Origin of the sequence: Roseovarius sp. M141, assembly GCF_024355225.1 — a bacterium.
Classification (GTDB): Bacteria; Pseudomonadota; Alphaproteobacteria; order Rhodobacterales; family Rhodobacteraceae; genus Roseovarius.
On record NZ_VCNH01000008.1, the window covers coordinates 3,150,245 to 3,177,203 of the forward strand.

Here is a 26,959-nt window from a genome sequence, read left to right on the forward strand (position 1 = left end):
AAAGGGCTATATCCCAAATGAGCGATACTCCCCTGATCCAGACGCAGCGCCTGACGCGCGTCTACCCCGGCGTGATCGCGCTGGATCACGTCGATTTCGACGTCAGGCCGGGCGAGGTCCATGTGCTGTTCGGCGAAAATGGCGCCGGCAAATCAACGCTGATCTCGCTTCTGGCCGGGGCCAACACCCCCTCGGAGGGCGAGATACTGGTCGAGGGGCGCAGCGTGCGATTTACCTCGGTTGCAGACGCCCAAGCTGCTGGCATCTATACCGTTTTTCAGGAATTCTCGCTGATTCCCACAATGACCGTAGCGCAGAATATGTTTCTGGGCCGCGAGCCGGGCGTCGGCCCCTTCACCGATCACCGCGCCATGCGCCGCGCCGCGCAGGTGCTGCTGGACAGCCTCGGCTTTGATGTTCCGGTGAACGCAGTGGTTGCGCATCTAAGCCGGGCCCAGCAGCAGATGGTTGAAATCGCCAAGGCATTTCACGGCGATCCCAAGGTGCTGATCCTGGACGAACCCACCGCATCGCTGACCGACCGCGAGGTTGACCACCTCTTCCAGACGGTCCTGCGCCTGCGCGCGCAAGGCGTCGCGATCATCTATATCTCGCACCGCATCCACGAATTTGAACGCATCGCAGACCGCGTGACGGTGTTGCGCGACGGTGCCTATATCGGCACGACTTTGATGTCCGAAACCGACGAGGCAACGCTGGTCGAGATGATGGCAGGCCGCGCAATTCGCGACATCTATCCCGATATTCCCCACATGCCGGGCGACACGCTGCTGGAGGTGGAGTCCTTGCGCGCGTGGGGCGTACGCGGCGCGTCCGTGACCGCGCGGCGGGGCGAGGTACTGGGCATGGCCGGGCTGGTCGGGTCGGGCAAATCGCGCCTGTTCCGTAGCATCATGGGCATCCAGCCCGTCCGTAGCGGCACCGTCCGCTGGAAGGGCACGGAGATCACCGGCGCGCCCACCCGGCATATCATGGCAGCGGGCATCCATTACCTGACCTCCGATCGCAAGGCCGAGGGGCTGGATCTGGCCAAAAGCGGCTGGCAGAACCTATGCATCGACCTGATGATGGGCCGCGAGGCGCGTGGTCCGATGATCCACCCCCGCGCCCTGCGCAGCGCCGCCGCCGAGATTTTTGATACGGTCGAGTTGAAAGGCAGCTACCGCCCCAAACCCGTCGCGCAACTGTCGGGTGGCAATCAGCAAAAGGTACTGTTCGCCAAGAGCTTTGGCCATGAGGCCGATCTATATATCTTTGACGAACCGACGGTCGGCGTCGACATGGGCACGCGTGCCGCGCTTTACCGCCTGATCCGCGACATCACCGCTTCGGGCAAGGCGGTGATCGTGATCTCGTCCGACCTGCCCGAAGTGCTGAACCTTGCGCACCGGGTTCTGGTCATGGCCGAGGGACGCATCACTGCGGAGTTGACCGGCGACCAGCGCACCGAAGACAACGTGCTGCGCCATTTCTTTGACGAGACGGGAGAAACCGCATGACGACCGCCACCGGCCCAGATGACGCGCCGCAGGATAACCTGCTGAAACGGGTGTTCATCCGCGTGGGCGTGCTGCCCTTCTTCCTAGGGATCGCGCTGATCGTATTCACCATCATGTCGGATAAGTTTCTGACGGTTCAGAACCTCGTAAATGTGGGGCGCCAGTCAGTCTATCTGATCCTCGTGTCGCTGGGACAAATGCTGGTACTGATTTCAGGGGGCTTCGATCTGTCGGTCGGCACCGTGATCGCGCTCAGCTCAGTAGTGTCGGCGACGGTGATGGTGGCGATGGCGCCGGTCTTTCCCGATGCGGTGTGGCTGGCTATCGCCATTGGCGCGCTGGCGGGGTTTGGCGCGGCGCTGGTAGTCGGCGGGATCAACGGCATCGGCGTCGCCGTGTTCGAGGTGTCGCCCTTCATCATGACGCTGGGCGTGTCCTCGGTCGGTGCGGGGCTGGCCCTGTTCCTGACGGGCGGCATCCCGGTGTCGGGGCTGCCCTATGCGTTCGGCAACGTGTTCGGTTTTGGCAGGCTGTGGGGCATCCCGGTGCCGGTGATCGTGGCGGCGGCTTGCATTGCGGTGATGTGGGTTTTCATGTCGCGCATGCGGCTGGGCGCGCAGATCTACGCCGTGGGCGGCAATATCAAGGCCGCGCATTTGTCGGCCATCAACACCCGCCGCACGCTGATGATCGCCTATATCCTCTGTTCGCTGATCGCGGCGCTGACCGGTCTGCTTCTGACCGCGCGCGTCGAATCGGGCGAGGCCAATCTGGGCGGCACAATCGCGCTGGAATCCATCGCCGCCTGCGTGATCGCGGGGGTCAGCCTGCGCGGCGGGCTGGGCCGGGTCGAGAACGTGGTGCTGGGCGGGTTTTTCATCATATTGGTGCAGAACGGCATGAATCTGGCGCAGGTCAGTTCCTATATGCAGATGGTTCTGCTGGGCGCGCTTCTGATCCTCGCCGTGATCTTCGATCAGCTTCGGTTCCGCATGATCATGAGCGGGCGCTGACGCTGCGCCGCGACCGCGTGTCGCAGATGGCGACCCAGGTCGCTGAAAGGGGGCGCTGCGTGGAACCGCGGCGCCCCTCGCTGCGTAATAGTGCCAGAGACCGCATGCGGGGCTACCGCCCTCCCTGCGACACGACCTAACTGAAAGGACATCACATGACCGAGAAGTTCACAGATTACCTAAGCGACAATGCCCGCGAGGCATCCATCAACCATCTGAATACCTCGCTGGCGACCGGCATCCAACTGCAACTGGCGCTCAAGCAGGCGCACTGGAACATCAAAGGGCCCAGCTTTATCGGTATTCACGAGCTTCTGGACGAGGTGCGCGCCCGCATGGACGAACATGTCGACGTCATCGCCGAACGCATCGTCATTCTGGGCGGCACCGCCGACGGCACGCTGGAAGGCGTCGAAAAGAACGGCAAGCTGGACGCCTACCCGCGCGATGCAGTGCATCAGGATACCCACATCGAAGCGCTGAAGACGCGCATGGTGCAGTTTGCATCGCTGGCACATGAGGGCCTCAAGGAAACGGGCGAAGCGGGAGACGAAGAAACCGCAGACCTCTACACCGCCGTCAGCCGTGGCGTCAGCAAGGACGCATGGTTCATCGGCGCGCATCACACGGAAGCCAAAAAGTGATTTCAGTTCGTAAAGTAACCAGCTTCAGGGGGTAGCCAAAGGGCTACCCCTTTTCTTCTTGTGCGCCATGCGAGGCGGCGCTGTCACAGCAGATGCGTCGCGGCAAAGGCCAGCAGGAACCCCACCGCCGCGATCGGCCCGGACAGTGCATGGATTTCGTCAAACGCTTCGGGGATCATCGTATCTATCAGCATGACGAATATCGCCCCCGCCGCAAAGGCTGTGGCGGCCGCAATCCAGAACGGTGCCAGCGATCCGATTACCGTATATCCCAGAAACGCCGCACAACTGCAGGCCAGCGTGATGGCGGTCCAGATACCAAAGATATAGATTGCAGACTTGCCCGCCCGCTTCATCCCGATCGTGCTGGACAGCCCCTCGGGTATGTTCGAGATCACGATCGCCAGCAGCGTCACCAGTGCCACGCCTTCGCCATCCAGCAGCGATATGCCGATGGCCGCGCTTTCCGGGACCCCGTCCAGCAATGATCCGATGGCGATGGCCAGCGATGCGGCGACGCTGGCGGCGGGGGCGCGGCCCGATACCTTGCGTTCGCGCGCGCCAGCCCGCGCAAGGATCGCGTTCGCCAGCGCATAGAGGGCCGCGCCGCCGATAAATCCGGCAACGGCAGCGCCGGTGCCGCCGATGCTGAACGCCTCGTCCATCAGATCGAACGCCAGCGCCGAGATCAGCACGCCGATCCCGAATGCCATAATGGACGATGCCAAGACGGCCGGCAGGCGCAGGAAATACCCCACGGACGCGCCCAGCAGCAGCGCGCTACCCGCGACCAGACCCCAGAGGGCGGCCTGCAGTCCCAACGGGATCACGTCCATCAGCATCTCCTGTGACAACAGCGCGCAATATCGCGGTGAACTTGATCTGGCACAAGGTCTGTCGCGCGCGCCTGTGCGACAGCACCCTCATGGAACATCTGGACACACTCCGCGCACTGGGCCTCTTTGACGCCCGCGTGCCCCGCTATACCTCTTACCCGACGGCGCCGGTCTTCTCCCCCGACGTGGGCAGCGGTTTTCAGGCCGATGCGCTGGCCGCGCTGGATCCTGCGCAGCCGGTGTCGGTCTATCTGCACATTCCGTTCTGCGAACGCCTGTGCTGGTTCTGCGCCTGCCGGACGCAAGGCACCCAGACGCTGAGCCCGGTCGAAAGCTATATCGGCACGCTCGAGGCCGAGTTGGCGCTGGTGGCCAAAACGATCCCCGCGGGGCTGCGCATGGGCCGCCTGCACTGGGGCGGGGGCACGCCGACAATTCTGCCGCCGCACCTGATCCACCGCCTCGCCGGCGCGGTCAAGGCCGCGATACCTCCGGCGGATGGTTGGGAATTTTCGGTCGAGATCGACCCGACGATGGTGGACCGCGCCAAGATAGATGCGCTGGCCGCCGAGGGGATGAACCGCGCCAGTATCGGCATTCAGGATTTCGACCCAGAGGTGCAGGCCGCAATCGGGCGCGAACAACCCTATGACATTACCCGCGCTTGCGTGGACGATCTGCGCGCTGCCGGGATCACGTCGCTGAACTGCGATCTGGTCTATGGTCTGCCCCACCAGACCGACGCGCGCATCGCCGATACGGTGGCCAAGGTGCTGACGCTTGCCCCCGAACGCATCGCCCTTTTCGGCTACGCCCATGTGCCATGGGTGGCCAAGCGGCAAAAGCTGATCGACGAAAACGCCCTGCCGGGTGACGTGGCCCGCCACCGCCTGTCCGAACTGGCCGCAGCGCAATTTTGCGCCGCCGGGTTCGAGCCGATCGGCATCGACCATTTCGCCCGCCCGGGCGACGAACTGGCCCTGGCCAAGGATCAGGGGCGGCTACGGCGCAATTTCCAGGGGTATACGGCGGACAGTTGCGCCACGCTGATCGGTCTTGGCGCCTCGTCGATCTCGCGGTTGCCCGCCGGGTATGTCCAGAACGCTGCCGCGACCGCCGCCTATATCCAGCGGATCGAGGCTGGGCAATTGGCAGGCGCACGCGGGCATGTGATGAGCGCGGACGATTTGATGCGCGCTGATGCCATCGAAATGCTGATGTGCGAGTTTGCCATCGACCGTGCAGCGCTGCGCGCAAGATATGGCGATCTGACCGCCAGTCTGGACCGTGATCTGGCGCAAATCACCGCGCGGTTTGGCGCGTTGGTGACGCTGGATGCGCAGACGCTGACCTTGCTGCCCGAAGGGCGCGCGTTGACGCGGATTGTCGCCAGCGCGCTGGATGCGCATATGCCCGACGGGGTGCGTTTCAGCCGCGCATCCTGACGCGCAGAAAACAACAGAATGTTTGTCACATTAAGCGGGCGGCTCAGTGTCGCCCGTTTTGTTGAAGCCCGGAAGGCCGCGTTTCGTACTGTTGCGTGACGTCTTCAGCACCGTGCCATCCTCGGCGCAGGTCAGGCGCACGCGCCGGGCGCCGTACCAGAACGTCATCCGAAATGTCCCCTCATCGTCGCCTGTGCCCGTCTCAAACTGGCTGGTGATGTTGCCTGCACGCATCGCGTCGGCCACGTCGCCGGGCGGCAGGTCAAACAGGGCGCCCAGATCGACCGCATCGATCACGGCACCGTCGCCGTCGCGTGTCACCTTCATCTGTGCCTCCCTTCAGTGCGTTACACGCGCGGTATGTGTTGATCAGGTTCGAACGCCTGTAGCTTGAAACTGATTTGCATGGAATACCAACCGCTCTCTTTCTCCTTGCTGACAAAGCGGCCATCGAGCTGCGCGCAGAATGCGTGAATCAGCTTGAGGCCCAGGCCCTGCTCTGTCTCGCCCGGCACGTCTGACGTGACGGTGTTCGCGATTTCGAACAGGACCATGTCGGGCAGGTCGGGGTCCGGGCGCAGGCGCACCCGGATGACGCGGCGCCCATCCGGCCCGGCACCGCCGTATTTCAGCGCATTGGTGAACCCTTCGGCAGCCAGCATCGCCAGAGGGCCGGCCTGATCGGGCACCAGAACGACCGGCTGCAAATCAAAGTCGACGTCAAGTGGCGCGGACGCCCCTCCGCTCAGAGTGGCCAACTGCCGCAGCAAGTCGTCCAACAGGATATCGACGCGCACTTGGCTGACCATCGGCGTCTCGTACAGGCCGCGGTGAACGGCGGCGAGACTGGTCAGCCGGTCCTGCACCTTGCGCAGTGCACTGCGTGTATCCGGCGTGGGCGCCGTCCGGGCCTGCATGCTGAGGATCGAGGACATCAGTTGCAGGTTGTTCTTGACCCGGTGATGCACCTCCTTGATCAGCACGTCACGCTCGTGAACGGTGTTTTCCAGATCCGCCTCATCACGGATGACTTTTTGCGCCATGGACGCAAACGTCTCACCGATCTCGCGCAGTTCGCTGGGGGCGCTTTCCAGAGCCTCGTTGTGAAACACGCGGCGCCCTTCGGCAAAATCGCGCATCTGGCGGCCCAGAATGCGCACCGGGCGAATGACCTGAAGCCTGATCGCAACCAGCGCCACAACCAGACTGATGAGCCACATCAATAGCGGAAAGAGCAGCGTCAGCGTGGCAAAGGCCCGCTCGCGGACCTGCGGGCGCGCCGGGTCCCAACTGCCCAAGGCGTAGGCACGGCCTTCGACAATGGGCACCACGGCAAATTCGCGCGTCGCGCCGCTGCGCGTCTCTTCGGTGAACAACTGCTTGCCGCCACCGACCAGATCGGCCAGCTCGGTTTCGGACGGCAGGAATGCGTCCAGTTGGTCTGCTGGACGGTCGGATGTCAGGATCTGTCCCCGGTCATTGAACGTCACAATCACCGCGTTTTCTGCCATACGGTCGGCCTTGCGCCGGGCCACCAGAGCTTCTGTCAGAACCGACAGATTGACATATCCCTTGAGTATGCCCTGCGCACTGAAAACCGGCTGCTGCACAATCACGACAGGTTTACCGCTGGCCCCGCCAGAGGGATTGTAACTGATGGAGAAAGCGCCCCGCTTCATCGCATTTCGCAGCGACTCAATTCCGCTAAAGTCGTAGGACTTGCCGAAATTGTTGCAATCCGAGCGACGATTGACATCGATAAAGCCCAAAAACACCACCTGATCATTACGCGACGCCGAATAACGCATCAGGTCTGCGCAAACGGCATCGGTAGGACCAAGAACCACAAGCGCGTCGGCAAGCCCCTGAGTTATCCCTTGCGCGCTCTGGATCACCTCGCGTTCGGGCTGCGCAAGGCGGGAGGTCTGCGCGCTGAGGCTGGCGCGGTAGGTGTCGCGCGCAGTATTGACCGCGCGTTGCGTTTGCGCCACGGCGATGATGCCCAGCGGCAACAGCGCCAGCGTCAGAAGCAGCGCGGTACGCGGCAAAAGGGCATCGCTTCGCCTCAGAGATTGCCACCCCTGTTCGGGAACGGCAGCCTTTTCCGGACGCTTGGTATCCATGGTCACATCGCGCCCGGGTTCCGACTGATGACTGCAATGGTCGCTTGGTCTGTCAGCTCCATCGCCTCGTCCTCGCGCATGTCGAGCATCTCGGCCAGCCGCTTGCGCCCGCGATTGGCGCGGCTCTTGACTGTGCCAACGGCGCAGCCGCACATCTTGGCCGCTTCCTCGTAGGCAAAGCCCTGCGCGCCGACCAGTATCAACGCCTCACGCTGTTCAGCAGGAAGCTGTTCGAACGCACGACGAAAATCGGTGAGGGCAAGGCGGCCGTCATGTGCCGGCTTTTCCGACATGCGCTCGGTCATGGCCCCATCCACATCCGCGACTTCGCGCTTGGCCTTGCGCCGTTCTGAATAGAATGTGTTACGCAGGATCGTGAACAACCAGGCGCGCATGTTGGTGCCGGCAGTGAATTTGTCGATATTCGTCCACGCCTTGACGACGGTGTCCTGAACCAGATCGTCCGCCCGCGCCATATCACGCGTCAACGATAGCGCAAAGGCGCGCATCGGTTTGAGATGCGTCACGATTTCGTCGCGCGGATCAAGTGGCGGACCACTTTCGTCACTTTTTTTCTGTATCATTTTTCGCTGTCCTGCTCGCGCAACTGGCGCAGCAAATCCTGAAAACGGTCCGGCACGCTGTCATCCAGCATGTCATCGTAAACACGTCTCAGGTTATCGTCGATCTGATTGCGTTTAGGTTGCCCCTGTTTAGGCTGCCCCTGTGGCGCGTTCCTGCCACTTTCATCCCCATCGCCCTTGCCTGTGGTCATCACGTCTGCCAATCCATAAATAGTCGCCCTCGAGCCGTCTCTTTTTTACACGCGCGTGGGAACCAAACGCGTTCATACTGGGTTGGTTCCCGACATGAATTGAAAAATACCGAATAAATACGGAGCAACAATGGGTATCTCTGACACCAAGCCGGACTTCTCTCAGCAGATAGCGCATCACCTTCCCTATCTGCGCAGATATGCCCGCGCCCTGACAGGCAGCCAGTCCAGCGGGGACGCCTTTGCAACCGCCACGCTAGAGGCAATTCTCGAAGACAGGGCAGCCTATGCAAACGATCCATCACCGCGCGTCGCCCTTTTCCGCGCCTTTCGCCTTGTCTGGCAAAGCGTCGGCGCACCGGACATGGGCGAGGACGGCGCATCGGCCAGCCGCAATCTGGAGACAGCAGCGCAGGACCACATGCGCGCACTGACACCCGATACGCGCCAAGCGCTGCTGCTGAACTCAATCGAAGAATTCAGCCCGCAGGAAATTGGCGCGATCATGGACATCAGCGCAACCGATGCCGAAGACCTGATCGCAACCGCGCGCCGTGACATTGAAAACAGCATGGCCGGCAACGTTCTTATCATCGAGGACGAGGCGATCATCGCGATGGACCTGCACAGCATCGTCTCATCCATCGGTCACAATGTCACCGGCATCGGGCGCACCCGCGACGCGGCGATTGAACTGGGCTTGCAGAAGATACCGGACCTGATCTTGGCCGACATTCAGCTGGCCGATAATTCCAGCGGCATAGACGCGGTCAAGGCGCTGCTGGACCAGGTGGGCGACATCCCGGTGATCTTTATCACCGCCTTCCCTGAACGCCTGCTGACCGGTGACAAGCCAGAACCGGCGTTCGTGATTGCCAAGCCCTACAACGAAGATCAGGTGCGCTCTGCCGTGAGTCAGGCGATGTTCTTCTCGTCGACAGAGACGCTCAAAACCGCCTGATCCAATCGGGGTTCTAAACCTGATAGCCTAGCCGTCGACAGTTTTTCCTGTCGGCGGCTTTGTCGTAAGAGGGACACAAACCGTATTGGTTCACATCGCCAAAAGTCGGAGCAACTTTCATCACACTTTCATCACTCTGACATCACGCCGACTTTCGCCGCCTCGTCACGGCCCACGACAAGCTGCACCTCCCTCAGATCAACCAAGGGCGTCCCGATATTGCAGGTCGGGCCTCAACGTTCAGCGCGGCCCTCTTCCGTGAAACGCGCGGGCGATCAATGCGATGACAAACAAGACGATAAATATAAAGAACAAAATCTGCGCGATCCCCGCAGACGCAGACGCGATACCGCCAAAGCCGAATACGGCAGCGACAAGCGCTACGATCAAGAAAACAACGGCCCAATAGAGCATTTGTATCTCCTTTCCATGGGGTGCTAGTGTGAATCCACTTGGTTAACTTCAAACGCCCTTCCAATCAGGGGGTTCCCGCACACGGCAAAATATAGATGGGAACCAAACGCCCACTGACGCGTTGCTGCATCTGACAGACGTTCAAGTTTCAGGAGGCCACGGATATGGCACAAAACAAAGCAGCAGCCCCCGACAGTGATGACCTGCAGGACCAGATCGCCACATTGCGCCAGGACATCGGTGCAATCACCGAGACGCTGGGCCAAATGGCAAAGGCGCAGCGCGATAGCATGACAGAAGCCGCGCAGAAGCGTTTCGACGATGCGCGCTCGCGCGGGGCCGATGCGGTTTCCGCCGCGCAGGCGCAGGCAAACGCGCTGAATGCCCAAGCACATGATTTCGTTCAGGAGAAACCCGCACTCTCACTGGGTATGGCTGCCGCGTTGGGCTTTGTCGTGGGCATTCTGTCCACCTCGCGCCGCTGATCGCAGCAATGGGCCTTGTATCCGCAGTCAAGGACCGCTCGGCGCGCGCCATACGGCGCGCGCTGATCTGCGTCGTGGGTGGAATTTTCGTTTCGGTAGGTCTCGGCTTTCTGACCTCAGCTGCCTGGATCATGCTGGAGGATGCTTATTCAGCATTCGCTGCGGCGCTTATTCTGGCAGGGATTTACACCGGCACCGGGCTGATTGCCTTGGGCGTGGCTTCATCGTCGTCCAAGCGCGACGCAGACGCAACGCCCCCCCTCAGCGATCCCGCCACCCCGCCGAAGCCGGGCGCGACGCCCCCCTTGGCCGAGGCATTCATCATCGGCTTTAACGCGGCCCTTGCTGCGCGGGGCCGTGGACCCACGGACGGGAAATGAACGCCGGGCCGATATTCAGTCGACGCTTTTACCATCCCGGCTAAGATTGTCGGCTACAAAGGCGCCCCGCTGGCCCATAGGTTTGGCGGGGCCGCGGGTTGTGTCCTTGCGCTGTTGCAGTTCTAATTCAGCGTTCAGCGCGGCGCCCAGCAAACAGACGAACGCACTGAGATAGAGCCACAAAAGCAGCACGATGACCGCACCCAGCGATCCGTAGATCTTGTTGTAATTGCCAAAATTCTGAAGGTAGACGCTGAACGCCCATGTCGCCAACGCCCACAGGATAGTGGCCGCAATGGCACCCGGTGTGATCCATCCGGCGCGCGCAACCCCGCGACGGTTGGGCGCATATCGGTACAGCAGCCCCAGCGCCAGCATCACTGTCCCGACTGCCACTGTCCAGCGCAGCGTTTCCGCCACGAGCGACGCCATGAAACCCAGCGGCAGAAAGCTGAGCACGATGGGCGCCACGACCAGCGCGGCAAAACAGGCCAGCGCAAGACAGATCATGCCGCCGGTCAGGCCGAACGCCACCAGAATATGCCGCACACCACCCCGATTCCGCTCGCCGTAAACCGCATTCAGGCCCACGATCAGCGCACCGATACCTGCCCGCGCGGACCACAGCGCCAAGACGACGGACAGCAGGCCCGCCCATCCCAGCGTCGTGGCATCTGCCGCAACCAGTTCGGCCACCCGCGCGGTCAGCAAATTGGCCACCTCGTCAGGCAGGAGGGTCGTGAATTCAGACACCTGCCCGGCGACAAGACCCGGATCGGCGACGAACCCCCAGAGCGCGATCAGCGCGGCAATGGCCGGAAACGTGGCGAGGATGCCGAAAAACCCGATGCCCGACGCGATCAAATTCAGATTCTTTTCACCGATCAACACCCAGACGCCTTTGAGCGCGGGCCAAATCCCGACGGGGACGCGCGCGCGCCCATACCCCCGCGAGGCATGCGCCATCAGGCGCGCCCCCGGTCCACATGTCGGCCGACGTTCGAAATAATCGCCCAGACGTCGTAAATCAGCGCTATCAGGCCGCCCTTATTGGAAATATCGATCATATCTCAATCCTTTTACTATCGGCCCGAAACAGGGCACACTTGACGCGATCCGGCGGCTCACCAGCCCTGAACGCGGAGCTTTGGCATACCGGATGCCACGTGTTTGCCCGAAGGTATAAAAACACCTCAACCGTGCTTCCGCGTGGGGCCAGATGGTAGCCCGCCGGGCAGGCGCGTCCAGTCGGGGTGATCGGCGATCCCTTTTCAACCCGGATCATCATAGGGACACCGATGAAACCGCCGGAAAAATCAGTTGGACGGGTGCAGCCCGGCGACTGGTCCAGACTGCCGGACGCGCCGGCCCCATCCAGAGACTACCATGGTTTTTTGTCCGACGGGTGCGCACCGGGACCGCCAGGGCGGAACCAGATGATGACGCCGCCTGCTATCCCGAAATCGCCATCCGACTCATTCAGGATCATTTGGCGCGCAAGTATGACCTTCAATTCGCGTGCCTCATCGCCTTTCTGCCATGCGCGGTCCGTCGTGATGCAATTGGCCCCGAGTCCGGCATAGGATGTGGCCGGGTCGACCTGCTGTAGAAAGCCAAGGCCCTGGGCAACCGCCTCGCCGCCCAAGGTAACGCCGCCGCTATCTATGACCTTGCGACCAGCATTGCGGGTTAGGACTGATTGGTTGATGCTTTCGGCCCAGACGCCGCAAATACCGGTGCGCCCGCCGATATTGCGCGCGTCCACCGCAACGGTGATACCGCCGGGCGACGTAAATGTTCCGCCCCCCAGCGCCGGATTCGGACCCAGCGTCGCGCGACCGGCAGGAACGTTGGGCGAACAGGCGGCCAGCCCGGTCAGGCCAAGCGCCGCGACGATCGTGAAAAAGGGGGCTTTCATCGGTATCACCTCGCGTTGTGTGGGCTTTAATATAGATGCGCGGCGGCGCAGTGCCAATGCGCCTGCGTCAGGCGCCTGCGGCAAACGCCTCGGTTTGGCGCAGCATTTCGGGATAATACTTCTCAAGCGTCGGCAGGAATGCGGCCCGCAGGCGACCCACCTGCGCGGGGGTCAGATCGTCCTTCCAGACGCCCGCCTGCCCCTTGGCAAAAAAACTGGCCATGCCCTCGGGCCGTTCGGTAAAGCCCAGTTCGCGCTCCTGCTTTTGCATGTTCGCAAAAGCGGTCGCCTTGACCGCGCGGGCCAGCTTGGCGGCGTCCACCTTCTGGCCCAGAAATACCTCAAGCAGGCCGCGTATTTCGCGCGCAGGCTTGGTCAGCAGATCCTCATAGCGGATCACCCGCCGTTTCAGGCCCGGCGCATTGGTCCAGGACCAGATGTGATCGTCCCAGCGGCCCAGCACATCGAAAATCCCGGTTGGCGTGCCCATGACCGTGTCAGGGTTCAACATCCTGTCGATGGCCGTATCGATATCCGTCGACTGATGTCGGGCAAAGCTGGGCGCCAGATCGAACGGATTGCGGATCAGGTAGATAGCGCCCGACGTCACCTCGGGCGGGATCACGTCCTGCCCATCGATGCGGATCGTCTGACAATGTGTCTTGACGAAATGGTGGTTCGGGCGTGACTGCGCGATCAGGCGCAGCGCGGGGGTGCGCACGCGCATCCAATCGGTCATATCCGCACCCCTGTAAGGCGCGCCATTTGCCGCATCGTAGAAATCCTGCCGCACATCGGCGGTGGTGAAGTTACGCAGGTTGTTGATGTCAGGCGCCTGCCCCGGTGGCATGAAGTAATGCGCCAAAAGGCTGCGTATCCATGTATTGCCGGATTTGGGATAGGAGGCGATCCAGATGATCCGCTTGAGATTGCTCATGTCACAAGTATCCGAAGCGCTTCATCGTGTCGTGATGTTCTGTCCGCAGCTTCGCCACCAGATCATCGCTCAGTTCGTCCTTCCATCCGCCGGCTTTGCCGGAGGTGAAAAACGTCTTGTTCTTGCCGGGGTTCTCGGCAAAACCGGCCTTGGCCTCCTGCCCCTTGGCCTCGTCAAAGCTGGAAAAGCGGATCGCGCGCTGTAGCCGCTCGGGGTCCAGCGGCACGCCAAGATGCTGCACCAGCGCGCCGAACGCCCGTTCGGGTTTGTTCAGCATATCCTCGTAGCGCAGCACGAGGCTGGGATAGGGCGCATCAGCCGTCCAGCTGTTCACATGCTCCGACCAACTGCCCAGGAACTGCCAGACCGTCGACGTGTCGCTGGCATTGGCATTGTCGCTGCGTCCGATCACGTCAATGGCTTCGGCGGCAGTGATGCCGTAATGGCGCGCATAGGACAGCACCATGTCCAGTGGGTTGCGCATGATATAGACTGAAGAGCGGGTGTATTTCGCCGGGATCAGATCGGTCCCGTAGGCGGCGCTGCGAATGTTATGGGTTTTGACCAGATTGACGTCGGCGCCATTGCCGATGATGCCGCGCAGCACGCGGTCGCGCAACCGAAGCGTGACGTTGACGTCCTCTAAATCGGCAGCCTCATCCTTGGCCACCATCCGATATGTCTTGGCAATGGAATCGCCCATGCCAAAGCGGTGAACCTGATTGATCGAAACCGGCTCCCGCGTGTTCATCAGGTAATTGGCCAGAAAGATCCGCGTCCAGGTGTTGCCCGATTTCGGGTACGACGCCAGCCACACGATGCTGGCCTTGGGCGTGGGCTGCGCGGGACGGGTGGTTTTTGCGGATGTCTTCTTGGGGGTTTTGCTCATCTGTCCCGCCTGCATGCAGGTTACCGTTTCAGACCTGCGGATAAAGGAACGGGAGGGGCGTTGCCACCCCTCCCGCTAATTTTAACGTCAACCAGTCTTAGAAGGACAGGTTGATGCCGGTGCCGATCAGCGTACCGTTCGACGTCAGACGAGCTGCGCCAACGCCACCGTTGTGCGAGTTAACCTGCGCCAGGTAGATGTCCCAATCGACGCCCGGTCCCAGATCGCGGCTCGCGCCGATGCGGTAGGCTTCGTACCGGGCTTTGCCGGTCGCAGTGGAAACCTCACCTTGGTACGTCACAGCTTCAACAGCCCACGGGCCAGCGATGTCGTAGGTCACGCCCAGGTTCCAACCTTTGTTGTTCGAACCGTAGTCAGCGGGAAGACCGCCACCAACGCCACCAGCTGCACCGTTGTTGTTCTCAGCGTAGCTACCGCCGATCAGGAAGTCGGAGAAGCCAATCTGTGCGCCGACGCCCCATGTTTCGGGATCGGAAACACCGACGATTGCGGAGTTGCCGGTGCCGTAACGTGCCGACAGCGTGACGCTGGTCGTGCCGAAGGTCTGGCTGTAGTTCACACCAATGTCGAAGATGTCCGACAGGTTAGCGTTGCGGTCAAGATTGCCTGCGGCAACGGCACCGGCGTTCTGGCCTGCCGATGCGGTCGGCGCATAGGAGATACCGACTGTCAGGCCGTTGAACGAAGGCGTGAAGTAGGTCAGACGCTGAACGTCGTTGTTACCCGCAACTTCGGTGAAGGACGACAGACCGGCCTGACGGAAACCGCCGGGATATGCGTTCGAGAACGGAATGAATGCCGAGATCGAAGGCGAGTTGATGTACATCGTGGTCACGCCAGGTGCGCCAACCATCGATTTGTAACCAGCCGAGTTTTCGCCACCGACGATGATCTGACCCAGAGTGTCCGAGCTGATCGTCATGTAGGATTCGTCGATCTGGCTGCCGGGCGAGTTGTTGCCTTCCAGCTGCACGTTCACACCGAAGGTCAGGCCGTTGTCCAGCGTGATCGAGGGGGTGAAGATGATCTCGGAGTTCGAGAGAATGTTGACGCCGTCATAGTCTTGACCGGCGTTGGCCGAACCGTTGACGTCGACATATCCGACGTGCTGGCTCATGTAGCCGCCGAACGAGACGTCCCATTCCTGGGCCGCGGCAGGTGCCGCCATGGCGACGCCCAGGGCGATTGCGCTGGTGCTAAGCAGATGCTTTTTCAAGGTGTGTCCCTCCTCAGAGTAGCAGGTATGATTTGTGTCATGATCCGCCGCCTCCCGAGTATGGACGCGACTTGAAGCATCTAATGCTGTCTTTTGCCTGCGTGAGTCAACGAACCCCGCCCGCCGCCGGGCGTTGTTGGCTGTCATGTGACGTTTTAGGCACACACGCCCACCGCGATCTGGCCGGAATTCCGACATTTCCACTTATTTCAATGGTTTTGGCAGATCGAGGCACATTCACGATGGTTGGCACCGGTGTCGTCACGGTCGCAGTATCACAATGGCCGGTGCGCCCGCACATTGCCCCGCGCCACCCACGGGAATGCGATGGACGGCAATTGGAAACCCGGATCGATTCCACGGTTGCGCGCCCTACGCGTTTGGATTTCCCCCGCGAATCGCGCAGTCTGTTTGCATAGGATGATCACAGTGCGCAGAGTGCCCCGGCCCTGACCCGGTTTCATCGCTATATCTTCGCAGCCCAAAGGAGCGCGCCATGCAAACGCCCGAACGCCAGCCCGAAACACAGGTCCCCAACATGGACCACTGGACCCAGCGCACCGAGCTTGCCGCCGCGTTACGTTGGACCGCCCGGCTGAATCTGCACGAGGCAGTGGCCAATCATTTCAGCCTGGCCGTGAACGAGGATGGCACGCAATTCCTGATGAACCCCGATCAGGCGCATTTCTCGCGTATCCGCGCGTCCGAACTGCTTTTGCTGGATGCGGGCGATCCCGACACCCTCAACCGCCCCGGCGCGCCCGACCCTACCGCTTGGGGCCTGCACGGCGCCGTGCACCGGCACTGTGCGCATGCGCGCTGCGTGATGCATGTGCACTCCATCCACGCGACTGTTTTGGCCAGCCTGGCAGACAGCCGCCTGCCACCCATCGACCAGAACTGCGCGACCTTCTTCAACCGGTATATCATCGACGACGGGTATGGCGGCCTGGCGTTCGAGGGCGAGGGCGAACGCTGCGCCGCGCAGCTGAGTGATCCGCAAAAGAAGGTGATGATCATGGGCAACCACGGCGTGCTGGTTCTGGGCGACAGTGTCGCCGACACGTTCAACCGCATGTATTACTTCGAACGCGCCGCCGAAACCTATATCCGCGCGCTGCAAACCGGCCAGCCGCTGCGGGTTCTTTCTGACGAGATTGCGGAGAAAACCGCGCGGGAACTGGATGGCTATCCCGGCCAAAGCGACCGCCACCTGGCAGAGCTGATGGCGATTCTCGACGACGAGGGGGCGACCTACGCGACCTGACCGTCCAGCGCGCGCCCTAGACACGTCTCCTGGAATGTGGCGGGATAGGCTTTCATCGTTCCCGAAATACTCCCGCCGGAGGCCCCGACCATGACAATGACATGCACCGCGACACAGCTTATCGACGACGCCCGCACCCGCGTGACCCGCTTTGATTTCGAACCGGGCCAGCAGACGGGCTGGCACACGCACGGGATGGATTACGTCATCACGACGCTCACTGACTGCAAAATGCGTCTGGAACTGCCGAGTGGCGAAATCAAGAAAAACCATGTCCCCGCCGGCAGCGTCTACAAGCGCGTCGAGGGAACCGAGCATAACGTTATCAACGAAGGCGACATGCCCATGTCATTCGTCGAGGTCGAGCTGAAGTAAGACCGCCAGCACCGCAGCAAAGGCCGGGCACCCGCCCGGCCCCCCTGCCTCAGACGTTCAGGCGCAATGACAGGCATGACATGCCGCCATCCAGCAGCGCACAATCGCGGTTATCGATAAGGCGCACGTCATACCCCTCGTCTGACAGCATTTCGGCCGCTTTCGGGAAACCCGCAGGCATCAACACCGCGTCGTTAAAACGGATGGCGTTGGCCGCCGCCTCCTCGCCGTCGGGCAGGTGCAGCACGCGGTAGCCTTCAAAGCAGCCGCTGGCATCCAACAGCTTGGTCGACAGGATCGTTTCAGGGTCGAGCAGCGAACAGTCGGTCTTGAAATGCAGAACGCCGGGCGGCGTCTGCACTTCGCGCAAACTGTGGCCCCACTCATCCGTCACCGCGCGCAGCTCGGCCACGCCGGTGGCATCGGTGCGGGCCGAGCGGCCCACCAACACCTCGCGCCCGGTGAACAGGATATCGCCCCCTTCAATATGTCCGGGGCCGTGAATATCACGCAGATCCTCGAACAGCGCGGCCAAGGCGGGCCGCATCTGCGCCACCTCGCCCATGCGGCTAGCAGCGCCGGGGCGCATCATCACCGCACCTTCGGGCAGGCACAGCGCGGTGTCCTCGACGAACAGCGCGTCGGGATACTCTTCCAGCGCGTCCAGCACGGTGACCTTGGCGCCAGTGCTGCGCAGCGTCGCAACATAGGCGTCATGGGCGGCCCGCAGGCGCGCCAGATCGGGCGCACCGCGATCTTCGGCGCGCAGGCCGTGCGTGACGCTGGCGCCGGGTCGGCGGCTTATGGCGTGGGTAAAATGCGTGGCAGGATTGGTCATGTAAATGCTCCCAGGGAATTGGTTTCCTGTGCATCACCCGGGCACCCGGCGGCATGGGGGATGATACGCCCGCACGCCGTCTCAAGTGCCGCATCAGAAGCGGTCAGCGCAACGCGCACCCATGTGTTCAGCGTCGCGCCGAAGGATGTGCCGGGCATCACCGCGACGCCTGCATTCTCCAGCAGATCGAACGCGTAGCTTTCGGCGTCCATTCCGGTCGAGGAAATGTCGATCAGCGCGAACATGCCTGCCTGCGGGCGGCTGACGCGCAGCGCGCTTTCCTGCTCCAAACGTCCCGCCAGATAGGCCGCCCGGGCGGCAAAGCGCTGGCGCATCCCCGGCGCCACCAGAGACGGCGCCGACACGGCGGCGGCGGTCGCGTCTGCCAGAAAGGGCTGGCTGCCGAACAGCATCGTTTCGGACAGCGACAGCAGGTTTGACGTGAATTCGGTGCTGCCGATCGCCCAGCCGCTGCGAAACCCCGGCGCTGCGTGGCTTTTGGAAATGGACGATACCACCACCGTGCGATCCGCCAGATCCGGCTCGGCCAGCGGCGACGCGAAAGGGACGCCGTCAAAGATCAGCTCTTCGTACACCTCGTCAGAGATGATCCACAGATCATGCTCGCGCGCCAGCGCGCCAATCTCGCGAATATCCTGCTGCGTCAGGACCGCGCCGGTGGGGTTGTGCGGCGTATTCAGTAAAATCGCACGGCTGCGCGGAGTGATGCGCGCGGCGATATCAGCGGCCCGGATGCGAAACCCATTCTCGGGGTCCAGCGGCACCGGCACCATCGCAGCGCCGCTGGCGCGAATGCAGCCCTCATATGTTGCATACATCGGATCGCCCACCAGCACCTCGTCGCCCGCCTCGACCAATCCCATCAGGGTGGTGAACAGCGACGTCTGCGTGCCGGGCAGGCACATCACCTGATCGGGCGTGATCGCGCGCCCGGTCGAGCCCGTGTACCGCTGCGCCAGCGCCGCGCGCAGACCCGGCTCGCCCATGCCGTTGGAATAGCCCATCCGTCCGGCGCGCATGGCGGCGGCGGCATCCTCCACCAGCGAATCGCGGGGCGGCACGTCAGGCTCGCCGATGGTCAGTTCGACGATGTCATGTCCGGCCGCCTTGAGGGCGCGCGCACGCGAATGCACGGCCCATTTGGCACCGCCAAGATGTGAAAGCCGCTCGGTAATGCTTGCAAATTTCATGTCAATTTCCCTTCTTCGATCATCTCCGCCGTTAGCGGCAAGTCCAGCATCGCGCCCACCGAAGCCAGCCCGATCTGTGCCAGTTCGTCCGCGTCAAAGGCGTCCGGCAGCATGCCGCCCTCTAACCACAGACCGTCAATCACCGCATTGCAGGCGATTGCGTGGCGGCGCAGTGTTGCCGGTGGCGCCATGCGCCCGGCCTCGCCCAGCGCGGCAACGATGAGGCCCTGCAAGTGGTCGCGAAACTCCGCATAGGTCGCCGCGTGCGTGTCCTGCATGCGCCCGCCCTGCTGCACATGCGTCAGGAACCCCGCCCAGAGCGATACCGCCTCGGCGCTGACCACAGGCGCGCGCAGGCCCGCCACGATAAACCGTGCCAGCCGCGCAGCGGCGCTGCCGCCCGTATCGGGGCCGCATGTGGCCCGCGTGAGGGCCGTCATGTGGCGCTCATACGCCGCGCTCAGCAGCGCATCCTTGCTGTCGAAATAATGCCGGATCAGGCCCGGCGTCACCTCGGCCCGCGCGGCGACGGCGCGCGTGGTGGCGGCGGCGATCCCCTCTTCGGCGATCACGGCCAGCATCGCTGCGATCATCGCATCGCGGCGCTGATCGGGGCCGATCCGGCGGAATGGCTTGCGTTCGGGCGACATGGCGGGCCTGCTGGGTGAAGTTGAGAGCAAGGGTTCGGGATGAATCGTTATTATACAGTTGCACAATTAGACAGAATCGGAATTACTACAAGCCAAGAATGGGGAGACATGCATGAGTTCGGCACAAACCGCCGCCCAGGCGGACGTCACCGACACCGCACCGCAAGAGGCCATCAGGGTCGAGGATCTGCACAAATCCTTTGGCAATCTGGAGGTTCTCAAGGGCGTGTCCCTGACCGCCGCGCGCGGCGACGTGGTGGCGATCATCGGGGGGTCCGGCTCGGGCAAATCCACCATGCTGCGCTGCATCAACTTCCTCGAGACACCCAGTTCCGGCCGTATCATCGTCGGTGGTGAGCAGATCGCGATGAAGCCCGACGGCACCCCCGCCAAGCCCAAGCAGATCGAGCGGATCCGCACCAAGCTGGGCATGGTGTTTCAGTCGTTCAACCTGTGGACGCACCGCACCCTGCTGGAAAACGTCATCGAAGTGCCGGTGCACGTGCTGGGCATCCCCAAGCGCGAGGCGACCGCCCGCGCGATGGAGCTGCTGGAACGTGTCGGCCTTGCCGCCAAGGCGGATAGCTATCCCGCGTTTCTGTCCGGCGGCCAGCAGCAGCGCGCCGCCATCGCCCGCGCACTGGCCGTGGACCCCGCCGTGATGCTATTTGACGAACCGACCAGCGCGCTGGACCCCGAACTGGTGGGCGAGGTGCTGACCGTCATCAGCGATCTGGCCGCCGAAGGGCGCACCATGATCCTGGTCACGCATGAGATGAAATTCGCGCGCGAAGTAGCCACCCACGTCATCTACCTGTCCGAAGGCCTTATCGAAGAAGAAGGCCCGCCCGAAGAGGTGTTTGGAAATCCGCAGTCCGAGCGGCTGAAACAATTTCTTAGGACCGTCTCGTAACCGGAGCGACCCTAGCGAAAAACCGAAAAGCAAAAAACGCAAAACAGGGAGAAATACGAATGAACCTCAGGACAATGCTGGCCACGGCCACCGCTGCCGCCCTGCTGACCGCAGGCGCCGCCACCGCAGAAACCGTCAAGATCGGCATCGCCTCCGAACCCTATCCGCCCTTCGCCGCGCCCGACAGCGCCGGCAACTGGTCCGGCTGGGAGGTCGAGATCGCGAACGCCATCTGCGCGGTGCAGGAGATGACCTGCGAGATTACCCCGACCGGCTGGGACGGCATCATCCCGTCGCTTCTGGGCGAGCAGATCGACGTCATCATGGCGTCCATGTCGATCACCGAAGAGCGCGCGAAGAAAATCGACTTCACCGATCATTATTACAAAACGCCGGCCGTCGTCGTGACCGCCAAGGGGTCCGGGATCACCCCGGACGGTGCCGGGCTGGACGGCAAGATCCTGGGCGTTCAGGCATCGACCACACATCAGGCCTATGTGCAGAAGCATTTCAGCGATAGCGCCGCAGAAATCCGCGTCTACCAGACGCAGGACGAGGCCAATCAGGATCTCTATTCAGGCCGCGTCGATGCGGTTCAGGCCGACAGCATCGCCATGGCCGATTTCGTCAACAGCGACATCGGCGCCTGCTGCGAGATCGTCGGCGCCGTCGCGGATGACGAGGCGATCCTGGGCAAGGGCGTAGGCGCCGGCGTGCGCAAGGGCGACGATGCGCTGCGCGAGCAATTGAATGCAGGCATCGCCGCGATCCTTGAAAACGGCACCTATGACGAGATCACGGACAAGTATTTCACCACCACGATCTACAGCAAGTAAGCGCACCCCTTGGAGCAAGCGCTGGAACTCTTGTCGCTCTCGCCCCCCGGCTGGGGGGCGAACCTGCTGCGCGGATTGGCCGCGTCGATCCAGATCGCGTTGGGGGCCTTCGGCTTTGGCCTGATCATCGGGTTCTTCGGCGCGATGGGCAAACTCTACGGTAGCCCGTGGGTGCGCGACCTGCTGGAGGTCTACACCACCGTCGTGCGCGCCGTGCCCGAACTGGTGCTGATCCTGATCCTCTATTACGTCGGCACCGACATCATCAACAATATCGCCGCCGCCATGGGGCGCGGCCCCGTCGAAATCAGTGGCATCGCCGCCGGTATCTGGGTGCTGGGCGTGGTGCAGGGCGCCTACTCCACCGAAATCCTGCGCGGCGCGATCAAGGCCGTCCCCCCCGGCCAGATCGAGGCGGCGCGCGCCTTTGGCATGCCGCGCGGCCTGCTGGCGCGGCGCGTGACGATCCCGGCGATGACGGCCTTTGCCATCCCCGGCCTTGCCAACCTGTGGCTGATCGCAACCAAGGATACCGCCCTGCTGGCTGTCGTCGGATTTTCCGAGCTGACGCTGGAAACCCGGCAGGCGGCGCAGACAACGCGGGCCTATTTCACCTTCTTCCTCGCTGCCGGGTTCCTGTACCTGATGGTCACGCTCCTCTCCGGCGTCGTGTTTGCCCGGATCGAGAAATGGGCGCGGCGCGGGCAACCATCGCATCGGAGTTCATCATGATCCGCGCGATGCTGATCCCCCGCCGCCTCATCATGCTGGGCCTTTTTGCGGCGTTCGTGATCTGGTGCGCCGTCACCCTCGACTGGAGCTGGATCCCCGCCTACGCCCCGCTCGCCCTCAGCGGGCTATGGGTCACGATCTGGCTGCTGGTGGTATCGCTCGTGCTGGGGTTTGCGCTGGCCGTACCCCTGGGCCTCGCCCAAGCGATCGGCCCCTGGTATCTGGCGGCGCCAGCGCGGGCGTTCTGCACCGTGATCCGGGGCACGCCGCTGCTGCTGCAAATCTGGCTGCTCTATTTCGGCCTCGGCTCGCTCTTCCCGCAGTTCCCATGGATCCGCGAATCCGAGCTTTGGCCCTATCTCAGGCAGGCATGGCCCTATGCGATCCTGTCGCTGACGCTGTCCTATGCCGGCTACGAGGGCGAGGTCATGCGCGGCGCTTTCGCGTCTGTCCAGAAGGGCCAGATCGAGGCCGCACGCGCCTTTGGCATGCCCAAATTCACGATGTTCCGCCGCATCTGGCTGCCCCAAGCGATCCGCCAGGCCCTGCCGACGCTGGGCGGCGAGACGATCCTGCAACTCAAGGCGACGCCGCTGGTCGCAACCATCACCATAGTCGAACTTTACGCCGTCGCCTCCCGCGTCCGCCAGGACACGTTCATCATCTACGAACCGCTTTTGCTGCTGGCGCTGGGGTATCTGCTGATTGCCGGACTCATCACGATGGGATTTCGCTGGATCGAACGGCGCGGGCCAAGGATGTAGAACGCCAGACCCGCCACCCTACCCGCGCCACGACTCCTGCGCCAGAATCGCGCAATAGCGTATGCAGAGGGGATACACCCCTTGACACTTGCGACTGCTTCGCATTTTCATTAAACCCATTACAACCGAAGCAGGAGCCTTCAGATGAAGACCCCCATGAGATACGCCATGGCCACTGCCATCGCCGCCGCCCTCACCGCGACCGGCGCCGCGGCCAAGGACGGCACCCGGATGAAGGTCGTCACGACGTTCACTATCTTGCAAGACATGGCGCAGAACGTCGCGGGCGATCATGCCGAGGTCGTATCAATCACCAAGCCCGGCGCCGAGATCCATGGATACGATCCGACCCCGCAGGACATCGTACGCGCGTCGGATGCCGATCTGATCCTCTACAACGGGCTGAACCTCGAACTGTGGTTCGAACAATTCCTCGCCAATCTGGGCGACATCCCCTCGGCCACGCTGACCAATGGGATCGATCCCATCTCGATCTCGTCCGGCTCATACGAGGGCATGGCGAACCCCCACGCGTGGATGGGTCTGGGCAACGCGCTGATCTATATCGACAATATCGTCAGCGCCTTCTCCGAGCACGACCCGGGCAATGCCGAACACTACCGGGCCAATGCCGACGCCTACAAACAGCGGATCACAGAAACAGTGAAACCCCTGCGAGACCGCATTGCCAGCATCAATGAGGACAACCGCTGGCTGGTGACATGCGAGGGCGCGTTCAGCTATCTTGCCCGCGATTTCGACCTGAAAGAGCTGTATCTATGGCCGGTAAACGCCGATCAGGTCGGTACACCGCAGCAGGTGCGCGGTGTTATCGACGGCGTGCGCGAACATGAGATCCCCGTCGTATTCTGCGAAAGCACCGTGAACACCGACCCGGCAAGGCAGGTCGCCCGCGAAACCGGCGCCACCTATGGCGGCGAGTTGTATGTCGACAGCCTGAGCAAGCCCGACGGTCCGGTGCCCACATATCTGGACCTGCTGCGCGTCGATGCACAAACCATCACGGATGCGCTGGCGCCGCATATCGACTGACGTCAGCTACTGAGGGGCGCCGCGCCCCGGCGCCCCGTTTTTAATAACAAGGACACCCTTATGCGCGACCAGGTATCGACCGATGCGGAAACCACCGCCGATCCGGCAAGCGGAATCATGGCGCGCGACGTGACCGTCACCTACCGCAACGGCCACACCGCCCTGCATGATGCCACGTTCGAAATCCCGCGCGGCACCATCACTGCGCTGGTCGGTGTCAACGGCGCCGGTAAATCCACCCTGTTCAAGGCGATCATGGGCTTCGTGCCTGCCGCACGCGGTGAAATTCGCCTGCTCGGCAAATCGGTCAAAGAGGCACTGCGCGACAACCTCGTCGCCTACGTTCCCCAATCCGAAGAGGTCGACTGGACTTTTCCCGTGTTGGTCGAAGATGTCGTGATGATGGGCCGCTACGGCCATATGGGGTTTCTGCGCCGCCCCCGCGCCACCGATCACGCGGCGGTCGAACAGGCCCTCGCCCGCGTCGGGATGAACGATTTTCGCAAGCGCCAGATCGGCGAGCTGTCAGGCGGCCAGCGCAAGCGTGTCTTCCTTGCCCGCTCGCTCGCTCAGGACGGTCAGGTCATCTTGCTGGACGAACCGTTCACCGGCGTCGACGTCAAGACCGAAGAACAGATCATCACCCTCCTGCGCGAGCTGCGCGATGAGGGCCGCGTGATGCTGGTCTCCACCCACAACCTCGGCTCGGTTCCCGAATTTTGCGACCGCACAGTACTGGTCAAGGGCACCGTGCTGGCCTACGGGCTGACCGACACGGTCTTTACCCGCGAAAACCTCGAATCGGCCTTTGGCGGCGTGCTGCGCCACTTCACCCTCGGCGGGGATGAGTTGCACGACGACGACGACCCGCGCGAGCTGCGCATCATCACCGATGACGAACGGCCCTTCGTCCACTACGGCGAACGCCGCAAGCCGCGCAAAAAGCCCGCGCCGGACAAGGGCGGTGACACATGATCGAGACGTTGATCGAACCTTTTTCCTACAATTACATGTTCAATGCGATGTGGGTGTCGGCCCTGACCGGCGGCGTCTGTGCATTCCTGTCATGCTATCTGATGCTCAAGGGCTGGTCGCTGATCGGCGACGCGCTGTCGCACTCGGTCGTGCCGGGCGTGGCGGGGGCCTATATCCTCGGCCTGCCCTTCGCGTTGGGGGCGTTCATCGCCGGCGGGCTGGCCGCCGGGGCCATGCTGTTCCTGTCCGGGCGTTCGGGGCTGAAGATCGACGTGATCATCGGCATTATCTTTACCTCGTTCTTTGGCTTGGGCCTTTTCATGGTGTCGCTGTCGCCGATGTCGGTCAGCATCCAGACCATCATCATGGGCAACATCCTGGCCATTACCCCCGAGGATACGTTGCAACTGGCACTCATCGGCTTCGTATCGCTGGCCGTCCTGCTGGCCAAGTGGAAGGATCTGATGGTCGTCTTCTTTGACGAAAGCCACGCGCGCAGCATCGGCCTGCGGCCTGAATTGCTCAAGCTCGTCTTCTTTGCGTTGCTGTCAGCGGCCATTGTGGCCGCCATGATCACCGTCGGTGCGTTTCTCGTGATCGCGCTGGTGGTCACACCGGGCGCGACGGCCTACCTGCTGTGCGACCGCTTTCCCCGGCTGATCGTCGTGTCGGTGCTGATCGGGACGCTCACCAGCTTTGTGGGGGCCTATGCCAGCTATTTCCTCGACGGGGCAACAGGCGGGGTTATCGTGACGCTGCAAACGCTGGTCTTCCTCGCCGCGTTCGTCTTTGCGCCAAAACACGGCACGCTGGCGGTCCGCCGCAAAGCGCGCAAGGCGCTGGACCGCAGCCCCGGCCACAATGCCGAGCCAGCGGCCACCCCCAAGGAGATCCAGCCATGATCGACACGCTGCTGCTGCCCTTCCAGTTCCCGTTCATGCAAAATGCCTTCTGGATTGCGCTTCTGGTGGCACCGCCGACGGCGCTGCTGTCGTGCTTTCTGGTGCTCAAGGGCTGGGCGCTGATGGGCGATGCGGTCAGCCATGCGACACTGCCGGGCATCGTGCTGGCCTGGATCCTGGGCCTACCGCTGATTGTCGGTGCATTCGCTGCCGGTATGGGCTGCGCGCTGCTCACGGGCTATCTGTCACAGAACAGCCGGGTCAAGCAGGACACGGTGATGGGTGTCGTCTTCTCCGGCATGTTCGGGGTTGGCATCATCATGTACACCTCGATCCACACGAACGAACATCTCGATCATATCCTGTTTGGCAACATGCTGGGCGTCGGCCCGCAGGATCTGTGGGCGTCGGGCCTGATCGCGCTGGTCGTGTCGGGTCTGCTGATCATCAAATGGAAAGATCTGCTGCTGCACGCGTTCGATCCGGCACAGGCCCAAGCCTCGGGGCTGCGCACAAGCGTTCTGCACTACGGCCTGCTGGCCGCCTTGTCGCTGACCATCGTGGCCACCCTCAGCTCGGTCGGGCTGATCCTGGCGGTTGCCCTGCTGGTTACGCCGGGGGCGATTGCGTTCCTGACGGTGCGCAACTTTGGCGCAATGCTCTGGATGTCGTTTCTGGTCTGCACCGTTTCGATGCTGTTGGGCACCTATGCCAGCTTCTACCTCGATTCCGCCCCCGCAGCGACCATCGTGCTGATCCTCACGGCAATCTTCATCCTCGCGTTCCTCCGGCGCCTGGCGGTCACACGGCGCGCATCGCGGATGGCAGCCGAGGCACCCTGACATCGGTGCGCATCGCCCATGGGC

The 26,959-nt window shown here is 62.5% G+C and carries 31 protein-coding genes; 17 read left to right on the forward strand and 14 right to left on the reverse strand.

Translation table 11 applies throughout. From position 1 onward, the window contains the following. The first annotated feature begins 17 nt into the window (after positions 1-17). From FGD77_RS19265 to dps, 3 genes are all read left to right on the forward strand, one after another. Positions 18-1,520 (forward strand): sugar ABC transporter ATP-binding protein, encoded by a 1,503-nt coding sequence (locus tag FGD77_RS19265; protein ID WP_255012820.1) that lies wholly within the window; start codon positions 18-20, stop codon positions 1,518-1,520. Further along, positions 1,517-2,533, forward strand: coding sequence for an ABC transporter permease (locus FGD77_RS19270; RefSeq protein WP_255012822.1), 1,017 nt, complete (start codon positions 1,517-1,519; stop codon positions 2,531-2,533). Before FGD77_RS19265 ends, FGD77_RS19270 begins: the two co-directional genes overlap by 4 nt. Before the next feature lie 155 nt (positions 2,534-2,688). Beyond that, positions 2,689-3,177: a DNA starvation/stationary phase protection protein Dps gene (gene dps / locus FGD77_RS19275; RefSeq protein WP_255012824.1), complete on the forward strand. Its 489-nt coding sequence runs from the start codon at positions 2,689-2,691 to the stop codon at positions 3,175-3,177. A gap of 83 nt (positions 3,178-3,260) precedes the next feature. Here dps and FGD77_RS19280 read toward each other — a convergent pair whose 3' ends face one another. Further along, entirely contained in the window at positions 3,261-4,013 is a 753-nt protein-coding gene (locus FGD77_RS19280; RefSeq protein ID WP_255012826.1) for a ZIP family metal transporter, read from the reverse strand. An 89-nt stretch (positions 4,014-4,102) separates the two neighbouring features. Here FGD77_RS19280 and hemN point away from each other — a divergent pair, with 89 nt between their 5' ends. Beyond that, a complete protein-coding gene (hemN, locus tag FGD77_RS19285) occupies positions 4,103-5,458 on the forward strand; it encodes an oxygen-independent coproporphyrinogen III oxidase (protein WP_255014330.1) in 1,356 nt (451 codons plus the stop codon). Between the two features lie 30 nt (positions 5,459-5,488). On the opposite strand, the gene FGD77_RS19290 is transcribed toward hemN, so the two are convergent. Genes FGD77_RS19290 through FGD77_RS19305 form a run of 4 tightly spaced genes read right to left on the reverse strand, consistent with a single transcriptional unit; the run spans position 5,489 to position 8,356 of the window. Then, positions 5,489-5,785: a DUF6522 family protein gene (locus FGD77_RS19290; protein ID WP_255012828.1), complete on the reverse strand. Its 297-nt coding sequence runs from the start codon at positions 5,783-5,785 to the stop codon at positions 5,489-5,491. 20 nt (positions 5,786-5,805) lie between these two features. Continuing rightward, positions 5,806-7,581 carry a sensor histidine kinase gene (locus tag FGD77_RS19295; protein WP_255012830.1) on the reverse strand — a complete coding sequence of 592 codons (1,776 nt, stop codon included), beginning with the start codon at positions 7,579-7,581 and terminating at the stop codon, positions 5,806-5,808. A gap of 2 nt (positions 7,582-7,583) precedes the next feature. Then, entirely contained in the window at positions 7,584-8,165 is a 582-nt protein-coding gene (locus FGD77_RS19300; protein WP_255012834.1) for an RNA polymerase sigma factor, read from the reverse strand. Further along, positions 8,162-8,356, reverse strand: coding sequence for a NepR family anti-sigma factor (locus FGD77_RS19305; protein ID WP_255012835.1), 195 nt, complete (start codon positions 8,354-8,356; stop codon positions 8,162-8,164). Before FGD77_RS19305 ends, FGD77_RS19300 begins: the two co-directional genes overlap by 4 nt. Before the next feature lie 130 nt (positions 8,357-8,486). On the opposite strand from FGD77_RS19305, the gene FGD77_RS19310 reads away from it, so the two are divergent. Continuing rightward, positions 8,487-9,317: a response regulator gene (locus tag FGD77_RS19310; RefSeq protein ID WP_255012837.1), complete on the forward strand. Its 831-nt coding sequence runs from the start codon at positions 8,487-8,489 to the stop codon at positions 9,315-9,317. Between the two features lie 240 nt (positions 9,318-9,557). Here FGD77_RS19310 and FGD77_RS19315 read toward each other — a convergent pair whose 3' ends face one another. After that, a complete protein-coding gene (locus FGD77_RS19315) occupies positions 9,558-9,731 on the reverse strand; it encodes a DUF1328 domain-containing protein (RefSeq protein WP_255012840.1) in 174 nt (57 codons plus the stop codon). 164 nt (positions 9,732-9,895) lie between these two features. Between FGD77_RS19315 and FGD77_RS19320 the strand changes: the two genes are divergently transcribed. Beyond that, positions 9,896-10,216, forward strand: a complete 321-nt coding sequence (locus FGD77_RS19320) for a YqjD family protein (protein WP_255012842.1) — start codon at positions 9,896-9,898, stop codon at positions 10,214-10,216. A gap of 8 nt (positions 10,217-10,224) precedes the next feature. Continuing rightward, the gene (locus tag FGD77_RS19325) at positions 10,225-10,596 is read left to right on the forward strand and encodes a phage holin family protein (protein ID WP_255012844.1); all 372 of its coding nucleotides are present in this window, start codon (positions 10,225-10,227) and stop codon (positions 10,594-10,596) included. A 15-nt stretch (positions 10,597-10,611) separates the two neighbouring features. Here FGD77_RS19325 and FGD77_RS19330 read toward each other — a convergent pair whose 3' ends face one another. From FGD77_RS19330 to FGD77_RS19350, 5 genes are all read right to left on the reverse strand, one after another. Beyond that, positions 10,612-11,487 (reverse strand): YihY/virulence factor BrkB family protein, encoded by an 876-nt coding sequence (locus FGD77_RS19330; RefSeq protein WP_255014332.1) that lies wholly within the window; start codon positions 11,485-11,487, stop codon positions 10,612-10,614. Positions 11,488-11,977: 490 nt separating this feature from the next. Further along, positions 11,978-12,514: a hypothetical protein gene (locus tag FGD77_RS19335; RefSeq protein ID WP_255012846.1), complete on the reverse strand. Its 537-nt coding sequence runs from the start codon at positions 12,512-12,514 to the stop codon at positions 11,978-11,980. Positions 12,515-12,581: 67 nt separating this feature from the next. Then, positions 12,582-13,451, reverse strand: a complete 870-nt coding sequence (locus FGD77_RS19340) for a sulfotransferase domain-containing protein (protein WP_255012848.1) — start codon at positions 13,449-13,451, stop codon at positions 12,582-12,584. 1 nt (position 13,452) lies between these two features. After that, positions 13,453-14,340: a sulfotransferase domain-containing protein gene (locus FGD77_RS19345; protein ID WP_255012850.1), complete on the reverse strand. Its 888-nt coding sequence runs from the start codon at positions 14,338-14,340 to the stop codon at positions 13,453-13,455. 97 nt (positions 14,341-14,437) lie between these two features. Then, positions 14,438-15,577, reverse strand: coding sequence for a porin (locus tag FGD77_RS19350; RefSeq protein ID WP_255012852.1), 1,140 nt, complete (start codon positions 15,575-15,577; stop codon positions 14,438-14,440). Positions 15,578-16,073: 496 nt separating this feature from the next. Between FGD77_RS19350 and FGD77_RS19355 the strand changes: the two genes are divergently transcribed. Further along, entirely contained in the window at positions 16,074-16,844 is a 771-nt protein-coding gene (locus FGD77_RS19355) for a class II aldolase and adducin N-terminal domain-containing protein (RefSeq protein WP_255012854.1), read from the forward strand. A gap of 90 nt (positions 16,845-16,934) precedes the next feature. Beyond that, positions 16,935-17,219, forward strand: coding sequence for a cupin domain-containing protein (locus FGD77_RS19360; RefSeq protein WP_255012856.1), 285 nt, complete (start codon positions 16,935-16,937; stop codon positions 17,217-17,219). Positions 17,220-17,268: 49 nt separating this feature from the next. On the opposite strand, the gene FGD77_RS19365 is transcribed toward FGD77_RS19360, so the two are convergent. From FGD77_RS19365 to FGD77_RS19375, 3 genes are read right to left on the reverse strand one after another with little or no spacing between them, the layout of a single operon-like run. Continuing rightward, positions 17,269-18,057, reverse strand: coding sequence for a dimethylarginine dimethylaminohydrolase family protein (locus tag FGD77_RS19365; protein ID WP_255012858.1), 789 nt, complete (start codon positions 18,055-18,057; stop codon positions 17,269-17,271). Further along, a complete protein-coding gene (locus tag FGD77_RS19370) occupies positions 18,054-19,268 on the reverse strand; it encodes a pyridoxal phosphate-dependent aminotransferase (protein WP_255012861.1) in 1,215 nt (404 codons plus the stop codon). The genes FGD77_RS19365 and FGD77_RS19370 overlap by 4 nt, the downstream gene beginning before the upstream one ends. Then, positions 19,265-19,918: a TetR/AcrR family transcriptional regulator gene (locus tag FGD77_RS19375; protein ID WP_255012863.1), complete on the reverse strand. Its 654-nt coding sequence runs from the start codon at positions 19,916-19,918 to the stop codon at positions 19,265-19,267. Before FGD77_RS19375 ends, FGD77_RS19370 begins: the two co-directional genes overlap by 4 nt. A 112-nt stretch (positions 19,919-20,030) precedes the next feature. Between FGD77_RS19375 and FGD77_RS19380 the strand changes: the two genes are divergently transcribed. The 8 genes from FGD77_RS19380 to FGD77_RS19415 all read left to right on the forward strand — a co-directional run bounded on the left by FGD77_RS19380 (position 20,031) and on the right by FGD77_RS19415 (position 26,935). Next, positions 20,031-20,831 carry an ABC transporter ATP-binding protein gene (locus FGD77_RS19380; protein WP_255012865.1) on the forward strand — a complete coding sequence of 267 codons (801 nt, stop codon included), beginning with the start codon at positions 20,031-20,033 and terminating at the stop codon, positions 20,829-20,831. A gap of 59 nt (positions 20,832-20,890) precedes the next feature. Further along, positions 20,891-21,667, forward strand: a complete 777-nt coding sequence (locus tag FGD77_RS19385; protein WP_255012867.1) for a transporter substrate-binding domain-containing protein — start codon at positions 20,891-20,893, stop codon at positions 21,665-21,667. A gap of 9 nt (positions 21,668-21,676) precedes the next feature. After that, on the forward strand, positions 21,677-22,399 hold the full coding sequence (locus FGD77_RS19390) for an ABC transporter permease (protein WP_255012869.1): 723 nt from the start codon (positions 21,677-21,679) through the stop codon (positions 22,397-22,399). Then, complete coding sequence (locus FGD77_RS19395) at positions 22,396-23,163, forward strand: ABC transporter permease (RefSeq protein WP_255012871.1); 768 nt, start codon at positions 22,396-22,398, stop codon at positions 23,161-23,163. The genes FGD77_RS19390 and FGD77_RS19395 overlap by 4 nt, the downstream gene beginning before the upstream one ends. A 144-nt stretch (positions 23,164-23,307) precedes the next feature. Next, positions 23,308-24,216 carry a metal ABC transporter substrate-binding protein gene (locus FGD77_RS19400; protein WP_303626386.1) on the forward strand — a complete coding sequence of 303 codons (909 nt, stop codon included), beginning with the start codon at positions 23,308-23,310 and terminating at the stop codon, positions 24,214-24,216. A gap of 60 nt (positions 24,217-24,276) precedes the next feature. Beyond that, positions 24,277-25,191: a manganese/iron ABC transporter ATP-binding protein gene (locus tag FGD77_RS19405; RefSeq protein ID WP_303626387.1), complete on the forward strand. Its 915-nt coding sequence runs from the start codon at positions 24,277-24,279 to the stop codon at positions 25,189-25,191. Further along, complete coding sequence (locus FGD77_RS19410) at positions 25,188-26,093, forward strand: metal ABC transporter permease (RefSeq protein WP_255012873.1); 906 nt, start codon at positions 25,188-25,190, stop codon at positions 26,091-26,093. Before FGD77_RS19405 ends, FGD77_RS19410 begins: the two co-directional genes overlap by 4 nt. Continuing rightward, positions 26,090-26,935, forward strand: a complete 846-nt coding sequence (locus tag FGD77_RS19415) for a metal ABC transporter permease (RefSeq protein ID WP_255012875.1) — start codon at positions 26,090-26,092, stop codon at positions 26,933-26,935. Before FGD77_RS19410 ends, FGD77_RS19415 begins: the two co-directional genes overlap by 4 nt. The last annotated feature ends 24 nt before the right edge of the window (positions 26,936-26,959 follow it).

What these genes read in the sequence shown, in the direction of transcription:
- FGD77_RS19300 (WP_255012834.1), bottom strand. Translation starts at nt 8,165, where the DNA reads ATGATACAGAAAAAAAGTGACGAAAGTGGTCCGCCACTTGATCCGCGC.
- FGD77_RS19385 (WP_255012867.1), top strand. Translation starts at nt 20,891, where the DNA reads ATGAACCTCAGGACAATGCTGGCCACGGCCACCGCTGCCGCCCTGCTG.
- FGD77_RS19365 (WP_255012858.1), bottom strand. Translation starts at nt 18,057, where the DNA reads ATGACCAATCCTGCCACGCATTTTACCCACGCCATAAGCCGCCGACCC.
- FGD77_RS19315 (WP_255012840.1), bottom strand. Translation starts at nt 9,731, where the DNA reads ATGCTCTATTGGGCCGTTGTTTTCTTGATCGTAGCGCTTGTCGCTGCC.
- FGD77_RS19325 (WP_255012844.1), top strand. Translation starts at nt 10,225, where the DNA reads ATGGGCCTTGTATCCGCAGTCAAGGACCGCTCGGCGCGCGCCATACGG.
- FGD77_RS19400 (WP_303626386.1), top strand. Translation starts at nt 23,308, where the DNA reads ATGAAGACCCCCATGAGATACGCCATGGCCACTGCCATCGCCGCCGCC.
- FGD77_RS19395 (WP_255012871.1), top strand. Translation starts at nt 22,396, where the DNA reads ATGATCCGCGCGATGCTGATCCCCCGCCGCCTCATCATGCTGGGCCTT.
- FGD77_RS19405 (WP_303626387.1), top strand. Translation starts at nt 24,277, where the DNA reads ATGCGCGACCAGGTATCGACCGATGCGGAAACCACCGCCGATCCGGCA.
- FGD77_RS19360 (WP_255012856.1), top strand. Translation starts at nt 16,935, where the DNA reads ATGACAATGACATGCACCGCGACACAGCTTATCGACGACGCCCGCACC.
- FGD77_RS19355 (WP_255012854.1), top strand. Translation starts at nt 16,074, where the DNA reads ATGCAAACGCCCGAACGCCAGCCCGAAACACAGGTCCCCAACATGGAC.
- FGD77_RS19290 (WP_255012828.1), bottom strand. Translation starts at nt 5,785, where the DNA reads ATGAAGGTGACACGCGACGGCGACGGTGCCGTGATCGATGCGGTCGAT.
- FGD77_RS19410 (WP_255012873.1), top strand. Translation starts at nt 25,188, where the DNA reads ATGATCGAGACGTTGATCGAACCTTTTTCCTACAATTACATGTTCAAT.
- FGD77_RS19345 (WP_255012850.1), bottom strand. Translation starts at nt 14,340, where the DNA reads ATGAGCAAAACCCCCAAGAAGACATCCGCAAAAACCACCCGTCCCGCG.
- FGD77_RS19320 (WP_255012842.1), top strand. Translation starts at nt 9,896, where the DNA reads ATGGCACAAAACAAAGCAGCAGCCCCCGACAGTGATGACCTGCAGGAC.
- FGD77_RS19370 (WP_255012861.1), bottom strand. Translation starts at nt 19,268, where the DNA reads ATGAAATTTGCAAGCATTACCGAGCGGCTTTCACATCTTGGCGGTGCC.
- FGD77_RS19265 (WP_255012820.1), top strand. Translation starts at nt 18, where the DNA reads ATGAGCGATACTCCCCTGATCCAGACGCAGCGCCTGACGCGCGTCTAC.
- FGD77_RS19270 (WP_255012822.1), top strand. Translation starts at nt 1,517, where the DNA reads ATGACGACCGCCACCGGCCCAGATGACGCGCCGCAGGATAACCTGCTG.
- FGD77_RS19295 (WP_255012830.1), bottom strand. Translation starts at nt 7,581, where the DNA reads ATGGATACCAAGCGTCCGGAAAAGGCTGCCGTTCCCGAACAGGGGTGG.
- FGD77_RS19280 (WP_255012826.1), bottom strand. Translation starts at nt 4,013, where the DNA reads ATGGACGTGATCCCGTTGGGACTGCAGGCCGCCCTCTGGGGTCTGGTC.
- FGD77_RS19335 (WP_255012846.1), bottom strand. Translation starts at nt 12,514, where the DNA reads ATGAAAGCCCCCTTTTTCACGATCGTCGCGGCGCTTGGCCTGACCGGG.
- FGD77_RS19340 (WP_255012848.1), bottom strand. Translation starts at nt 13,451, where the DNA reads ATGAGCAATCTCAAGCGGATCATCTGGATCGCCTCCTATCCCAAATCC.
- FGD77_RS19310 (WP_255012837.1), top strand. Translation starts at nt 8,487, where the DNA reads ATGGGTATCTCTGACACCAAGCCGGACTTCTCTCAGCAGATAGCGCAT.
- hemN (WP_255014330.1), top strand. Translation starts at nt 4,103, where the DNA reads ATGGAACATCTGGACACACTCCGCGCACTGGGCCTCTTTGACGCCCGC.
- dps (WP_255012824.1), top strand. Translation starts at nt 2,689, where the DNA reads ATGACCGAGAAGTTCACAGATTACCTAAGCGACAATGCCCGCGAGGCA.
- FGD77_RS19305 (WP_255012835.1), bottom strand. Translation starts at nt 8,356, where the DNA reads ATGACCACAGGCAAGGGCGATGGGGATGAAAGTGGCAGGAACGCGCCA.
- FGD77_RS19415 (WP_255012875.1), top strand. Translation starts at nt 26,090, where the DNA reads ATGATCGACACGCTGCTGCTGCCCTTCCAGTTCCCGTTCATGCAAAAT.
- FGD77_RS19375 (WP_255012863.1), bottom strand. Translation starts at nt 19,918, where the DNA reads ATGTCGCCCGAACGCAAGCCATTCCGCCGGATCGGCCCCGATCAGCGC.
- FGD77_RS19380 (WP_255012865.1), top strand. Translation starts at nt 20,031, where the DNA reads ATGAGTTCGGCACAAACCGCCGCCCAGGCGGACGTCACCGACACCGCA.